Annotated in this window: 13 protein-coding genes; 5 read left to right on the top strand and 8 right to left on the bottom strand. The window is 52.6% G+C overall.

What is annotated here, in order from left to right:
- Positions 1-50: 50 nt before the first annotated feature.
- From pyrF to ACY0JR_RS19300, 4 genes are all read right to left on the bottom strand, one after another.
- The gene (gene pyrF, locus ACY0JR_RS19315; protein WP_462635807.1) at positions 51-881 is read right to left on the bottom strand and encodes an orotidine-5'-phosphate decarboxylase; all 831 of its coding nucleotides are present in this window, start codon (positions 879-881) and stop codon (positions 51-53) included.
- 578 nt (positions 882-1,459) lie between these two features.
- Positions 1,460-2,113 (bottom strand): outer membrane lipoprotein periplasmic chaperone LolA1, encoded by a 654-nt coding sequence (gene lolA1 / locus ACY0JR_RS19310; protein ID WP_462635806.1) that lies wholly within the window; start codon positions 2,111-2,113, stop codon positions 1,460-1,462.
- Between the two features lie 38 nt (positions 2,114-2,151).
- Positions 2,152-4,839, bottom strand: a complete 2,688-nt coding sequence (locus ACY0JR_RS19305; protein WP_462635805.1) for an FtsK/SpoIIIE family DNA translocase — start codon at positions 4,837-4,839, stop codon at positions 2,152-2,154.
- 84 nt (positions 4,840-4,923) lie between these two features.
- On the bottom strand, positions 4,924-5,952 hold the full coding sequence (locus ACY0JR_RS19300) for a quinone-dependent dihydroorotate dehydrogenase (protein WP_462635804.1): 1,029 nt from the start codon (positions 5,950-5,952) through the stop codon (positions 4,924-4,926).
- A gap of 146 nt (positions 5,953-6,098) precedes the next feature.
- On the opposite strand from ACY0JR_RS19300, the gene ACY0JR_RS19295 reads away from it, so the two are divergent.
- From ACY0JR_RS19295 to ACY0JR_RS19285, 3 genes are all read left to right on the top strand, one after another.
- Entirely contained in the window at positions 6,099-6,395 is a 297-nt protein-coding gene (locus tag ACY0JR_RS19295) for a hypothetical protein (RefSeq protein ID WP_462635803.1), read from the top strand.
- Positions 6,368-6,739 (top strand): hypothetical protein, encoded by a 372-nt coding sequence (locus ACY0JR_RS19290; protein ID WP_462635802.1) that lies wholly within the window; start codon positions 6,368-6,370, stop codon positions 6,737-6,739. Before ACY0JR_RS19295 ends, ACY0JR_RS19290 begins: the two co-directional genes overlap by 28 nt.
- Positions 6,740-6,830: 91 nt before the next feature.
- Positions 6,831-7,565: a DUF72 domain-containing protein gene (locus tag ACY0JR_RS19285; protein WP_462635801.1), complete on the top strand. Its 735-nt coding sequence runs from the start codon at positions 6,831-6,833 to the stop codon at positions 7,563-7,565.
- Between the two features lie 462 nt (positions 7,566-8,027).
- Here ACY0JR_RS19285 and ACY0JR_RS19280 read toward each other — a convergent pair whose 3' ends face one another.
- A complete protein-coding gene (locus ACY0JR_RS19280) occupies positions 8,028-9,149 on the bottom strand; it encodes an LLM class flavin-dependent oxidoreductase (RefSeq protein WP_462635800.1) in 1,122 nt (373 codons plus the stop codon).
- A 70-nt stretch (positions 9,150-9,219) separates the two neighbouring features.
- On the opposite strand from ACY0JR_RS19280, the gene ACY0JR_RS19275 reads away from it, so the two are divergent.
- A complete protein-coding gene (locus tag ACY0JR_RS19275) occupies positions 9,220-11,715 on the top strand; it encodes a penicillin-binding protein 1A (protein WP_462635799.1) in 2,496 nt (831 codons plus the stop codon).
- Between the two features lie 358 nt (positions 11,716-12,073).
- Here ACY0JR_RS19275 and folB read toward each other — a convergent pair whose 3' ends face one another.
- Genes folB through ACY0JR_RS19260 form a run of 3 tightly spaced genes read right to left on the bottom strand, consistent with a single transcriptional unit; the run spans position 12,074 to position 14,393 of the window.
- Positions 12,074-12,433, bottom strand: a complete 360-nt coding sequence (gene folB / locus ACY0JR_RS19270) for a dihydroneopterin aldolase (RefSeq protein ID WP_462635798.1) — start codon at positions 12,431-12,433, stop codon at positions 12,074-12,076.
- An 11-nt stretch (positions 12,434-12,444) separates the two neighbouring features.
- Positions 12,445-13,467, bottom strand: coding sequence for a DivIVA domain-containing protein (locus tag ACY0JR_RS19265; protein ID WP_462635797.1), 1,023 nt, complete (start codon positions 13,465-13,467; stop codon positions 12,445-12,447).
- Positions 13,464-14,393: a WD40 repeat domain-containing protein gene (locus tag ACY0JR_RS19260; protein WP_462635796.1), complete on the bottom strand. Its 930-nt coding sequence runs from the start codon at positions 14,391-14,393 to the stop codon at positions 13,464-13,466. The genes ACY0JR_RS19265 and ACY0JR_RS19260 overlap by 4 nt, the downstream gene beginning before the upstream one ends.
- Positions 14,394-14,476: 83 nt before the next feature.
- Here ACY0JR_RS19260 and ACY0JR_RS19255 point away from each other — a divergent pair, with 83 nt between their 5' ends.
- Entirely contained in the window at positions 14,477-15,139 is a 663-nt protein-coding gene (locus ACY0JR_RS19255) for a 4'-phosphopantetheinyl transferase superfamily protein (RefSeq protein ID WP_462635795.1), read from the top strand.
- Positions 15,140-15,162: the final 23 nt, after the last annotated feature.

Here is a 15,162-nt window from a genome sequence, read left to right as displayed (position 1 = left end):
CTGAAACGAATAAGTCAGCTCAACTAAAAGCTCGTGCCTGAACAATGGGGTTACTGAGGTAGATAGTCGTTGAGATACCGTTCCATCTCCTGCTGCACGGCTAAAGCGGCGGCGCGGGCTTTCTCAGCGAAGTCTTCGCCTTGCGAGGCATAGATAATCTGGCGGGCAGAATTCACCAACAACCCGCATTGCTTGTTCATCCCGAATCTGGAGATTTCCTCCAGGCTTCCACCTTGGGCACCTACCCCCGGCACCAGCAAGAAGTGGTCTGGAGCCAGTTCCCGTACGCGTTCTATATAATCATGGCGGGTGGCGCCAATCACGTACATCAGGTTATCGGCGGAGCCCCAGACTTGGCTGTTCTGAATCACTTTCTCAAACATGAAGTACGACTTTCCTTCAGACACTACGCTCAGCAACTGGAAATCATCATGCCCGGGGTTGGACGTGAGAGCCAGCAAGATCACCCATTTGTTGGGGAATTGCAGGAAAGGCGTCACGGAATCCTGGCCCATGTACGGCGCTACTGTGAGGGAATCAAAGCTCATCTGCTCAAAGAACGCCCGGGCGTAGAGTTCTGACGTGTTGCCAATATCGCCGCGCTTGGCATCAGCGATGGTGAACACATTTTGCGGAATAACGCTCAACGTACGGTCCAAACTTACCCAGCCTTTGGGGCCATGCGCTTCATAAAAAGCCACATTAGGCTTGTACGCCACGCATAAATCAGAGGTAGCTTCAATAATCTGCCGGTTAAACTCAAAGAGTGGGTCTTCCAGGTGGAGCAGGTGTGGCGGAATCTTTTTTATGTCTGTATCTAACCCAATGCATAGGTAGGAGCGTTTGCGCTGGATTTGTTCAAAGAGTTCTTGTCTGGTCATGGTAAAGCCGAAGAGTACATTGTCACAAAACTAACCTGTTTTCGAATTGTTTTAGAAAAAACCAGCGGAAAATAGATGAGAGGTAAGCGGTGCGGTTTGCAGATGGGGATGAGATTTGCCTGTTGCTGGCGTGGTGGGTGGTTGATGCGGTGCCCTTATGCTTTTGTTGTTGCATGGTTTCCCTCCGTGCGCTCACGGCCGCGAGGCCCCGTCTTCCCCTCCCGCACTGCCCTTTCGGCCCTGCATTGTCCTTTGCGCTTAGCTAAATCCTTTCCAGGGCCAAAAGCGAGGCGCGCTCGGGAAAGACTGGAATAAGGGAAAGTAGCAATATTGATAAATGATGGCGGGGAAACATGGTTCAAGTCTGTGACTTGGACCTACCATGACCGGAAGTTTGCAACTTCCGTGGGGTGAAAACTTCAATGATGTTCGCTACAAGAACAATGGCAATCATCATTTAAAATGAATCAGACATACGAGTGCCTAGGCCAATTCAATCCATTTTCCAGAAAACAGTACCAAAACAAAAAGACTCCCGCTTTTCAGCAGGAGCCTTTCCAACATCTTGATACATGATACTATCGTAAGTCTACCACTTTCAGGCCTTTGTATTTAGTTTTATCAAAGGCAAAAGTAGTGGCCGTTACGGGTGGGTTGGGAGTAAACTTGTTGATTTTATAAGTGTAGCGGTTGCCGTTTTTACGGAACATCTTCCAGGATTTAAGGGAGTTGTCCTTTTTGCTGATGTGCAAGCGTACCTTGAAAATCTGGTTATCCCGCTCATTTGGGGTGAGGTCAATCACGTGCACCGCCTCGCCTCCTTCTTTTTCCTCCCCGGCATATACGTAGCGGTAACCTTTTTTGTAGAGGTTGTAGATTTGGTTGGGCGTCATTTCCTGCTCATCTGGGTCATTGTCAGAGATGGTGACCTCATTCTCTTTCTTCATGATGGTCCAAACGGTGGCGCCGTTGTTGATGATTTCCTGCCCGGCCACGGCCAAGCGGTATTTGTTGCCAGACACCGTGATATCACCGGAGATGGATTCCTTCGCCTTGGCCGATGGGCTCTCCACGGTTTGGGTGAAGCCTACCTTGAACGCGTTCATGGCTTGGTACTTCTTGCTCATGGCATCCAGAATCTTTTCGGCCTGCGGATCTTTCTGCACGTTCTGAGCGTGGATAAGTTTAACCAAGGCGAACAGCGCGAACAGAAGTGAAAAGTATCGTTTCATGTTTTTTATCTAAGTTGAAATTAATGCACCATAAATGCTTACGGTTGCATACTATTCAATAACTGTTCCAAACTGTATTCATCCGGAATTAAAACTTCACGGGCTTTGCTTCCTTCAAACGGTCCCACTACGCCGGCGGCTTCCAACTGGTCAATCAAACGACCGGCACGGTTATAGCCCAGCTTCAAACGACGTTGCAACAACGAAGTACTTCCCTGTTGGTGCGTAACCACAATACGGGCGGCCTCTTCAAACATGGCGTCTTTGTTGCTCGGGTCGAACTCAGCTTTCTCATTGCCGCTTTCGTCACCCAGGAACTCAGGGAGCAAGTAGGCATCTGAATAGCCTTGCTGTTCGCCAATGAAATCACAGATGCGGTCCACCTCAGGCGTGTCTACGAAGGCACATTGCACCCGAATTAGATCTGAACCCAACGAGAACAGCATATCACCCTGCCCAATCAACTGGTCGGCGCCGCCGGTGTCCAGAATGGTACGGGAATCTATCTTAGACGTTACTTTAAAGGAAATACGGGCCGGGAAGTTGGCTTTGATAATACCGGTAATCACGTTCACTGATGGACGCTGCGTAGCCACTACTAGGTGAATCCCAATGGCCCGGGCCAGCTGCGCCAGACGCGCGATTGGGGTTTCCACCTCTTTACCGGCGGTCATCATCAAGTCAGCCAACTCGTCAATCACCAGAACAATGTACGGCATGAACTTGTGGCCTTTCTTCGGATTGAGGCGGCGTTCCACAAACTTGAGGTTGTATTCCTTCAGGTTCCGGCAGCCCGCATCTTTGAGTAAATCATAGCGCTGGTCCATCTCCATACAGAGCGAATTCAGCGTGTTTACAACCTTCTTGGTATCAGTGATGATAGCCTCATCGGTGTCCGGTAACTTAGCCAGGAAGTGGCGCTCAATCTTGTTGAACAAAGACAATTCCACCTTTTTAGGGTCAACCAGCACAAATTTCAGTTGCGAAGGATGGCGCTTGTACAGCAATGAGGTCAGGATGGCGTTCAGACCAACGGACTTACCCTGACCCGTGGCACCCGCCATGAGTAAGTGGGGCATTTTGGCCAAATCGGTGATAAAGACTTCGTTGGTGATGGTTTTTCCGAAGGCGATAGGCAGTTCCATCTCGCTCTTCATGAACTTTTCGGTGCTCAGGATAGACTTGATGGGCACCATCTCCTTTTTCTTGTTCGGCACCTCAATACCAATGGTTCCCTTGCCCGGAATAGGGGCAATAATCCGGATACCCAAGGCGGCCAAACTTAGCGCGATATCGTCTTCCAGACTCTTGATTTTAGAGATACGCACCCCGGCCTCGGGCACGATTTCATACAGCGTCACGGTTGGTCCAATGGTCGCTTTGATACTGGCGATGCCGATGTTGTAGTTCCCGAGCGTCTCTACAATGCGGTCTTTGTTCGCTTCCAGTTCTTCCTTGGTTACCTGCACTTTGGCCACGCCGTAGTCGGTGAGCAGCTCTATGGAAGGATATTGGTAGCGCGGCAGGTCTAAGGTAGGATCGTAGTTTTCGCTGACAGCTACATCCGCTTCGTCTTCGGCCGCTAAGTTGGCAATATCCAGTTCTACTTCTTCTTCGGGTTCCTCTAACAGCACCTCATCCTCAACTTCCAGCGCCAGTGGCACGGAAGTCACCGGAACGGTTGCTCTTGGGGTGATAGGCAGTTCAGCCACGGGGAACACTTCCGCTTGCGGCTCCTCTACTTCGTCTTCCTCGTCCTGGTCGTAGTCCTCCTCTTCAAAGTATTCTTCTTCCGGCAGGTCATCGTCCTCCAACTCGTCTTCCAATTCCTCTTCTTCTGGTTCCGTTTGCTTTACCAGAAACGGGGCCGGAAACGCTGGTTCCTCTTCAGGCTCAAACATACCGCTGGGATTAGTGAGGTGGTTCATGCCCGCCGATGGCGAAGCGTAAACGCCGGTTTCAGGTTTCTCTACCGCAGGAGCCGCGGCAGGAGTGGAAGCCACCATCTTCGGGAATCTTGGTCTGCCCAGGGTAGTAATGTTGAAGAAGAACATGACAAAGGCAATCAGCGCGAAACCAAGCAGAAGACCGGTTCCCCAGCCTAGCAAGCTTTGCAGCCATAGCGCAGTTTCATAGCCAATACCGCCGCTCATGAAGCCGAACGTATCAGCTGATTGGTTCAGGAGCACCAGGTAACCGGCGGTCATGCAACCCCACAGCAACCCAAACAGGCAAAGGGTCACTACCGAGGAAAGCGTAATAGACGTGCGCCGGAAAACGATTTTATAGCCGATGTAGAACACCACGGGCACGAAGAAGAACGAGGCTACCCCAAACCAGCGGTTAATGAAATAGTCAGAAATCCAGGCACCAAACAAACCCAGCCAGTTCTCAGATTCTAGCCCGGCCGCCTTCACATCTTCGGCGGTCACCGACTCCACAATGCTTTGGTCAGCGGTGCCCGTGAACAGGAAAGACACAAAGGCAATGGTCAGGTACAGCGAGGACAACAGGAAGAAAAACCCAATGAACAACTGTAGTCGCCGGTCTTTGAGAAAGTTGAAGGATAACTGCGGTTTGGGAAGCGTTCTTTTGGGTTTCGCCTCTTTCGCTTCTTTAGAAGCACGTGCGTCTACCTTTCCCCTAGGTTCATTCTGCTGAACCCTGGGGGCATTTTTAGGCCGCGGAGCCGTCCCTACTTCCCGTTTATATGTGTTCGTTGCCATGCTGTCTCCAAAGTTCAAATCTACACTATTCCGCTCAATTAGCCTTGAACAATTTACCTGTATATGGTTTTCAGAATATAGTATTTATCTAAGTAACCGCTGATTAATCTGTTTAATCAGAGCCGGACCCTCGTAAATAAAGCCCGTGTATAATTGGATTAAATCGGCCCCGGCCGAAAGTTTCTCCACCGCGTCTTCGGGAGTCATAATACCGCCCACGCCCACAATCCTGATCTCCTGGGGCAACTGCTTCCGCAGGTACCTGATGACCTCCGTAGAAGCATTGGTCAAAGGCTTCCCGCTTAAGCCACCGGCCCCAATTTCTGTGATTCTGGTTCCCGATGTTTGCAAACCGGCTCGGCTGATGGTGGTGTTGGTCCCGATCACGCCAGATAACTGGGTTTGGGAAGCAATCTCCACAATGTCATCTAACTGGGACTGGTTCAGGTCTGGGGCAATCTTCAGCAACAGCGGTTTGGGCTTACGTTTGCCCTGGTTGCGGTTCTGCAGATTGCTCAACAAATCCCGCAGCGGCTCCTTTTCCTGTAACGCGCGCAGGTCTGGCGTATTGGGTGAGCTTACGTTCACCACAAAATAATCTACCACGTCATACAAGGCGTCAAAGCAGTACAGGTAATCTTGGAGGGCCTGTTCATTAGGCGTGACTTTGTTTTTCCCGATGTTGCCGCCCACGATCACGCTGCTCTTCCGACTGCGTAACCGCTCTACCGCTTTCTCTACGCCCTCATTGTTGAAGCCCATGCGGTTGATGATGGCCCCGTCTTGCGGCAGACGAAACAGACGCGGTTTGGGATTACCGGCCTGCGGCTTGGGCGTGAGCGTCCCGATTTCAATAAACCCGAAGCCCAGTTCAGAGAACTCATCTATCATGCGGGCATCTTTGTCAAACCCGGCCGCCAAGCCCACCGGGTTCGGAAACGTAAGTCCGAAGACGTTTCTTTCCAGCCGTTTGTCAGTAACCTGAAACATGCCCCGGCTAAGCGACTTGGCAAAAGGCAGCTGATACCCGGTTTTCAAGGCAGAGGTGGTAAGATGGTGCACCTTTTCGGGGTCTAACTGGAAAAGTAACGGACGGATGATTTTTTTGTACACGGCAGATTGGGGTTTAGGCAAAGATAAAAAGAATAGCCTGCGGAAGGGCCACTCGTTTTTACTTTAAACTGGCAAAAGTAGCCTAAAACCGGAAGAACGTTATTTTCCCGTAGTACCTTTAGGCGTTGACCTCATTTTACAAGCCCATGAAAGGAAGCAAGAAATGCCCTCACTGCGGACAATGGTCGGTCTGGAGCCACGCCCCTACAGACCGCTGCGAACACTGCCAGCGCTTGCTAGACCCCGCAGCCTATGACCGGCAACAAGCCCAACACGAACGGAAAGAAGAGGAAAAAAAGCGCTTTACCGTAGACCTCATCCAAATCAATCCTACAGATTCTGTCTTTACAAAATTCTGGAAAAGCATAGGCTTGGGCTTTCAGTTGGCCTTTGTGGGCATTATCTCTTTCATTCTATGGCTTATCGCGCTGCTGGCCGGCTAAACTGGCGCACCTTCTCGCCTTTGTTCTGGCTTCTGGCCGCCGTGTATGCGGGCCACCGCTGCCTGGCTTGGTTAGATGTACCCCGCCCCCACTGGATGCGGTTCTACCTGGATGATTTGCTCTGCCTGCCGCTGATTCTTACTGTTACCTTGTTTCTGATGCGGTTCCTCTTCGGGGAGCAGGTTCGGTTCACAGTGTACCACGTGGAGTTTGTAGTTCTCTATGTCTCGCTGGCTTTTGAGCTGGTCTTCCCCCTGTTTCTGCCGCGCTATACCGGTGATGTATGGGATGCAAGTTTGTACGCCGTTGGCGGATGGATTTTCTACCGTTTTCTCAACAATTGAGCTCATTCCGTTTTACCCCTCTTTTCCGCAAAAGACCAGCAAACCTACTTCGCCTCTGAACCTGTCACAGCCTCTGCGTATAAGGAGGGCTATGCAGGAAAAAGGAAGCATTTACATCGGCACCTCGGGGTGGCACTATAACCACTGGAAGGGAAACTTCTACCCGCCCGGCGTTACGTCCAAGCAGTTTACCGAGCACTATTTACGCTTCTTCAGAACGGTAGAAATCAACAACTCCTTTTACCGCCTCCCCACTCCTGAGACCTTTGCCGCTTGGCGCGCCAGCGTGCCCGAAGACTTTCTGTTTTCTGTGAAAGCCAGCCGCTACATTACGCATATGAAGAAGCTGAAAGACCCGCAGCAGGGACTGGCACAAATTTTGGGCAACGCGCAGGCACTGGAAGAGAAACTGGGGCCTATTCTGTTCCAGTTACCGCCCGCCTGGCGCCTGAACCTGGAGCGCTTCCAGGATTTCCTAAGGGTCTTGCCCCCGTACCACCGCTACACCTTTGAGTTCCGGGACCAGAGTTGGTATCACCCACTGGTGTATGAACTGCTTAGCGCCCACAACCATGCCTTCTGCATCTATGACCTGGCCGGACACCTCTCTCCGCTGGAAGTTACAGCTGATTTTGTGTACGTGCGCCTGCACGGCCCTGAAGGAAAATACGACGGCAGCTACTCAGAAGCTGTTTTGCAAGAATGGGCCACCCATTGCCGCACATGGGCCCAAGAAGGGAAAGACGTGTACGTTTACTTTGACAACGACATGCATGGCTACGCCCCCGTTAATGCCATCCGGCTACAGGAACTGGTGAAAGAATAATATAAGCTTTGCTTCCGCTGACTTCCCGCTGGCGCGAGCGTCCCGCTCGTGTCCGCACGCATTTAAAAATTACCACTACTTATTCAATTGAAAGAGAAGATCAGGAATGCGTACGGACACGAGCCGGATGCTCGCGCCAGCGATGGAAAGAAGTAATGCTAAGTCTTGCTTCCGCCAGTGTTCTCAGGCTAATTTTAGTTAAACAGCCCAGAAACAACTCGTGCTGTGCGTAGAGTTAGCGCCAGCGCTCTACGCACCACGGGACAGCCAATCTCCAGATTGGCGATGAGTGCAGGCCATAGACACAGACCCTCGCAGGTCTTCCAGACACTACGAGGTCTTTTGAGCGAACAGTATAGAGGCTGCAGGCAAAAACTCCCCTCCTAATTTAGGAGGGGTGCCCGAAGCACGGTAAAATTGCATCTGCCTAACAACTGAAAATTAATAACTGACAACTAGCACCTACCCCCGTGGTTCCAACCCATACGCCTCCGCCAGTAACTCGTAGCTCCGCAGCCTATCCTTGAAATCATAGGTAATCGTCACTACCACAATCTCATCCACGTTATAGGCTTCGGCCAAGGCGTCCAGTTTTGCTTTCACTTGGGAAGACGTGCCTACCACCATGCGCTGACGGTTATATTGCACTTGGCCCAGTTCATCAGGCTCTAAGTCAGCATAAAAGGCTTTGGCTTTTTCCAGAGAAGGCACGCCGCCCGCCTTGCCCTGCCGGATGTGCAGCATGAGCATGTCCATGGAGAGTTGCAGTTCTTTGGCGCGTTCCTCGGTATCGGCGCAAATGACAAAGATGCCGAAGTTCCCGGCGGGTTCTTTCAACAAGGCTGAAGGGGTGAACCGCTGTTGGTAGGACTTCATCATCTCGGGGCCACCGTTGGGGTTGATGAAATGCGCGAAGGAAAACCCCATCCCGAAGTGGGCCGCAAACACACCGCTCTGGCCGCTGGAACTCAACAGCCACCGCTCAGGGGTAGTGGAAGAACGGGGCGTTACCTTCACCTCTGCGGCTTCTGAACCGTTCAGGCCGTCTTGCAGGTAGCGGTCCAGGTTGATGAGTTGGTCTACGAAATCCTGCTCATTGAACTGATTGTAGGGGTTGAGCAAAGCGGCGGTCTTGCGGTCGGTGCCGGGGGCGCGGCCAATGCCCAGGTCAATGCGGTTGGGGTACAAGGCTTCCAGCATCCGGAAATTCTCGGCCACTTTCAACGCACTGTAATGGGGCAGCATGACGCCGCCCGAGCCAATACGCAGGTGCTGGGTATGCGCTGCCAAATGCGGAATCAGGACCTCGGGCGAAGGCCCCGCCAGCCCCAACGAGTTATGGTGCTCAGAAACCCAGAAGCGGGTGTAGCCCAACTTGTCGGCTAGTTTGGCCAGTTCCAGCGTTTCTTTCAAGGCTTGTTCCGCCGTTCCGCCCTCCCGTACCGGCGATTGGTCTAAAACACTTAACTTTATCTTTTTCGCTTCCGCCATTTGCGTCTTTTCGTTAGAGTTCAATGAGTCCGGCGGGCGCAAGAAGACAGCCACCGCCTCCGTTTTACGGCTAATTTGGCGGAAACGTGCCATAAATGGCGCAACCTTTGTAGTATCATTGGGGTAATCATAGCTTTTGCCTCGGTTTAGACGTTCCTAACGCATGCCCTTTTTTAACTCATACTTCGGCAGTTTCTCTGATTGGCTGAATACCCGGCGCAAACGGTGGCTGTCCAGGCACGGGCACAAACTAACCATGGGCTACTGGCGGTCCTTAGACGGAAAAGGCTGGCTGCGCGTGCTGGGCAAAGGAGTAGCAGCGGTGTTGCTGGTGCTTTTCGTGTTCTATCTGGCCGTGTATTTCGGGTTGTTTGGCTGGCTGCCCACCAAGCGGCAACTAAAGTCGGTGCAGAACAACATGCCTTCTGAGGTCTACACCGCCGACAGCGTCTTGATTGGCCGTTATTTCATCCAGGACCGCACCAACGTAGCCTATGACCAGATTGCAGAACCAGCTATCAAAGCCTTGGTAGCCACCGAAGATGTCCGTTTCTATGAGCACGACGGTGTAGATTACCGAAGCCTGGCTCGTGTGTTCGTTAAAAGCCTGTTACTACAAAATGAGAGCTCCGGCGGGGGCAGTACGCTCAGCCAGCAGTTGGCTAAAAACCTGTTTCCGCGCAAGAACCTGGGCTTTCTGTCAATGCCCGTGAACAAGCTGCGCGAAGTAATTCTGGCCCGCCGTTTTGAGGCCATTTATACCAAAGAAGAGATTTTGGCGCTGTACCTGAACACCGTACCCATGGGCGGAAACGTGTACGGCATAGAATCGGCGGCGCGGCGTTTCTTCAGCACCTCCGCAGATTCTCTCAAGACCGAGGAAGCCGCCGTGCTCATTGGCTTGCTGAAAGGGACCACCTCTTACCACCCTAAACTTTACCCAGAACGGTCTCTGCTGCGCCGAAATGTGGTCTTGGCCCAAATGGCGAAATACGGCTACCTCACGTCCGCGCAGAAAGATTCCCTGCAAAAGCGCCCTCTCAAACTCCGCTACAACCCGTACTCTCACCACAGCGGACTGGCCCCTTACTTCCGTGAGCATCTGCGCGAAGAACTGGGCCAATGGGCCGCCCTCCAGAAAAACGAGGACGGAGACCCTTATAACCTCTACAATGACGGCCTCAAGATTTACACCTCCATTGACAGTAAAATGCAGCGGCACGCCGAACTGGCCCTTCGGCAACGCATGAAAACGTTACAGGTAGAGTTTGACAAACACTGGGGCAACAAATCGCCGTGGGCGGGACAGCCCGATGTGGTGCAAGCCGCCAAACTCAGGTCGCTCCGTTACAGACGCCACAAAGCCGCCGGTCTCTCTGACGAGGAAATTGATAAAATCTTCAATACCCCTCGTAAAATGAAGGTATTCCGCTGGCGGGGCGAAGTGACCCGTACCATCAGTCCCATGGATTCCTTAAGACATTACCTGCGCTACCTGAACGCCGGTTTTATAGCCATGGAACCCAATAGTGGTTTTGTACGGGCTTGGGTGGGCGGCATCAGTCACAATTATTTCCAGTACGACCACGTGCGCTCCCGCCGTCAGGTAGGTTCCACGTTTAAGCCCATCGTATACGCCACCGCTATGGAAAGAGGAATCACTCCTTGCACCTATTTCCCCAACGAGCGGCGCGTCTTCCCTGAATACGAGAACTGGTCGCCCCGCAATGCCAATGACCAATATGGCGGGGCCTATTCTATGCTGGGGGCACTCTCGCAGTCCATCAACACGGTGTCGGTGAATGTGGCCTTGCAGGCGGGGCTTCCCAATGTGGTGCAGACGGCGCATAACCTAGGCATAACCGGTGAACTTCCCGCCACGCCTTCCTTAGCCCTCGGCACCGCCGATGCCAGCTTGCTGGAAATGGTGGCAGCTTACGCCTCTTTGGCGAACGGCGGCTACCAAGTAAAGCCCCGCTATCTCCTGCGCATCACCGACCGGCAAGGCACCATCCTCTTCGATCAATCCAACCCCAACGGCCAAGGCAAACAAGTGCTGTCCAACCAAACCACGGCTCTGCTGCGCCCCATGCTGGAGAGCGTGGTCAATGAGGGCACTGGGCGCCGCCTGCGTAGTGATTATCGCCTAAAAATGGACATTGCGGGCAAAACCGGCACTACCCAATCCCAAGCCGATGGCTGGTTCATCGGGTTCACGCCCGACTTGGTAGCGGGGGCCTGGGTAGGAGGCGAAGACCGCCGCATCCGTTTCCGAGATTTGGACCAGGGTGGCGGCTCCCACACCGCGCTTCCCATCTGGGGCACCTTCTTCCAGCGCCTCAGCGCAGACCGTGCGTACCGCCGGTTTGGCTCCAGCCACTTCTCTCCGCTGCCTTCCCACCTGCAAAGCTACCTTAATTGCCCTCCCTACCAACCACCCTACGTGGAGGCACCCATGGTAGAAGTGCATGAGAACGGCATTGAAGAATTATTCAAAAAAGGCGGCCGCAAGCTGAAAGACCTCTTCAAACGGAAGGACAAAAAGGACCGAGATAAAGATAGAAACCGTGATAAAGACTGGCAGAAGGAGCTGGAGAAAGAACTGGAAAAAAGAAGAGATAAAGGAAATGCCCGCGGCCGGTGGGGCCGGGAGGATTAGGCTGATGAGGTGATATGGAAATTTGAAGATTTGGAGATGTGGAAATTTAGAGATGAGGAGATGTGACGATATAGTTTGTCATTTTTTGTAGGGGCAATCCCTTATGGTTGCCCTTTTCCATTCCACACGCTATTTCTCAGAACATGTACGGACAGGTCGCGACCTGTCCTACGGTAGCAGAAAGCATCCATCAGCGAACGCCGAAGGGCAACCACAAGGGATTGCCCCTACAAAACACTAACATGTAATTGTGCACAAAAAAGCCCCACCCGTTTTTCACAGGTGGGGCTTTTCTTATGTTATAAACTCCGCTTTTAAACTGATTTCTTAAAAACAGGCCAAAAGCATCGTTTCAATTTCAAGCTTTGTCCTTCTCTAATGTGACCTTGGCCTTGTGGCAAATTCCGCCCAAAGGCGGGTTGAATTTGGAGACACAGACTTTCACTTGCTGCACAAACGGGAATTCCTGCATTACCGCTTCCATGATGCGATGGCCCAAATGCTCCAATAGACGGGCGGGAAGGCTCATCTCGTGTAGCACCAGTTTGTACAAGACTTCATAGTTCACGGTCTGGTCCAGGTTGTCTGAGGCGGCGGCGGCGTGTAAATCGGTTTGGATGTAGAGGTCTACGCCGTATTTATTGCCTATTTTCTGCTCCTCGTCATAAAACCCGTGAAAGGCGAAGAACTCCATGCCTTCCAACGCAATCTGCCCCATAAACGCAGGAACTAGATTTCGTCAAAGAAAGAACCGCCGCCTACTGCTACCGCCGGGGCCGGTTTGGCCTGGGTGGTCATAGGAGGTTGCACTTCTGGCGTGGTAGGCACCGGTTGCTCGCGCTCTGGCTCTGGTTCCTCTACCGGAGTTGGGCTGGGCGCTGGCGGAATATCTGGTTTAGGCTCCTCTCTGTGCGGAGGGTCAATAGATGGCGTTGGAATATGCGGGGGCACTATCTCTGGCGTGCGCGGGTGCACGTCTGGGGCCGGACTTGGTGTATGTACCGGCGGAATAGTACCTGGCGTGGCCGGAATAGACTCGCGGCTTCCGCCACCGCCAATTTCATATCCACCGGCTTGGGGCTGGTCTGTGAGAACAGCGGCAGGTATGTGGGCCGGTTTGGTGGCCGGGGCTATAGGTGCTGAGGTGAATGCGTTCATAGTGGTATCTTTTTCGTCATCGGGCCGCTGCGCTTTGATTTGGGCGGCTCTTTGTAAGATACTGGCAAGAGAGGCTTTAGGTTTTGCCCTGGTTTTCTCCACCTTGTCTAAGGCGTCTGAGGCCAGGTTCTGCAGGTCGCGCACCATGTTCTCCAGGTAATCTTCCAGGCGCAGGTAATCCTGCTCCAGGTTCTTCACCTCGGCATGCATCTCGGCTACGGTTTTGTCTGCCTGCATGTAGGCGCTTTCCAGCACGCTGCGGGCTTTCTGGCGGGCGGCCTCCAACACCTGGTCGGCTTTGAGCTGGGCTTCCCTGATCTGTAGGTCGGCGGCTTTGGTGGCTTGGTCTACAATGCTGGTGCTGGTGTCCTCGGCGGTCTTGAGGGTTTTGTAGAGCGAAGATTCCACTTCCCGTAGTTTCTGGACTTCTCGGCCGGCCACTTCCAACTTCAGGCGCAGGTCTTTGTTTTCGTCCTGCAGTTTTTCCCATTGCTGGGAAAGCGTGAGCAGAAACGCCTGCACTTCTTCTTTGTCCAAGCCCCTAAACGCTTTTTCAAACGTTTTCTGTCTGATTTCTAACGGTGTAATCTTCATATTTCCTTCAAGGTTAATGCCCAAACCGCAATGCTACGGTCATCACTACACGAAACTAACTGATTCCAATGAGCCGACCAAAACAATTTGTTGACCGAGGTGCCGTGCCCCGCGTGCCGGGCTTTGTCAATCACTTTCAATAATTTAAACGTTTGCGCATCCCACACTTTCACACTTTTGTCCATACTACAGGTGGCAAAAAGCCGCCCGTTGGAGCTGAAGGCGATGTGGTTAAGCGTGAACAAATGCGCGATGATGCTGGTGTGCTCCCGGTACTGGTTTTCTGCTTCCCATACGCGCAAATGGGCATCACGGCTGCCGCTCAACAGGTAATCCCCATCTGGCGTGTAGGCCACCGTGAACACCGAGCCGGTATGCCCTCCTAACGTCTGCTTTACTTGCAGCGTCTCTCGGTTTAGAATTAAAATGCGGTAATCGCTCAAACCCAATGCCAGCTCTGCTTTCTGCGGATGCAAGGCCACGCTGCGCACGCTTTTCTCGGAGAACCGAACCGCCTTCTGCACCTCCAGCTTTTCCAGGTCTACCACTACCAGAGAACCATCGCCCAAAGCGAGATAGGCTTGCTGCGTTTCCCAGGAATACTGAATATCAAAGATGGCGGCGGGCGGCAAGGGAATAGTTTTCACGATGGCTTTCGCGGTTAGGTCCAGCACCTCCAAACTGTTGTGGTTGTGCCCAATCAATAGCCAGTTGCGTTCTGGCACGTACTTGAGCGCGTACACGCTGGAACTCACCCGCGCCACCAGTTCGCCGTTTTCGGGCTGGGTTAAGTCCCACTGCACTACCAGGCCATCGGCCCCGGCCGAAAAGAATTTCTGCGGCACAGGGGCTCGTTCCAGCGTGTAAACGCAGTCGCGGTGACCGGTGAGCGTGGTGATTTTCTGAACCTGAAACGGGCTGGCCATGGTCTACGGGAAAAAGGACGGAAGCTATTTTTGGCTAAATTTACCAAAAACCACCCAAAAACCGTTTCCGCCCGTTCGCTTCTATGCCGCTTCACCAAATCAACTCCATTTCCGCTACTTCGCTGCTAGGCCTTTGGCGGGTAGATGAATCTGCGGAGGCTTTGCGCGAACAACTGCTTTTGCAACGATCCGGCCATGAGATTCCGGTGTTCAAAGCAGAAAGCCGGACCAAAGAATGGCTGGCAGCACGGGTACTGGCGTACACCTTGTTAGAAAAGCTTTTGGCCCCAGAAATGTATTTGCAGACCCAGGAAACGGGCGGACCGGTTTGTTCTGATGCTGCGTGGCAGGTGTCACTCACGCACTCAGGCCCGTGGGTGGGGGCCATCGTCTCGTGCTCGCACCAAGTTGGCATAGATATTGAAATGCTTGGAAATAAGGCTCCCCGGTTGGCACCGAGGTTTCTGAACGAAAAAGAACTTACCGCCGCCGCGGCTGATACGAAGAAAATACACCTCTACTGGAGCGCCAAAGAAACGCTTTATAAAGTGTACCGAAATAAAAAGCTGGATTTCAAGGAGCATCTACTTCTGGATAATTTTGACAGGCAACCAGCCGGTGCGTTTGCGGGGCGAGTGGTGACAGATACTTTCCAGCAAAACTATACCGTTCAGTATGAAGTACACCCAGATTTTGTATTGACGTACGTGTTGGCCCCCCTGGTAGAAAAACCAGCTCACTTATAAGCCAATACTTTACCTTTTCCCAA

The sequence above is a fragment of the Rufibacter sp. JT3400010 genome, from assembly GCF_054956755.1.
The sequence above is the reverse complement of the archived record's forward strand: the minus strand, read 5'-3'. Positions and strand labels throughout refer to the sequence as shown.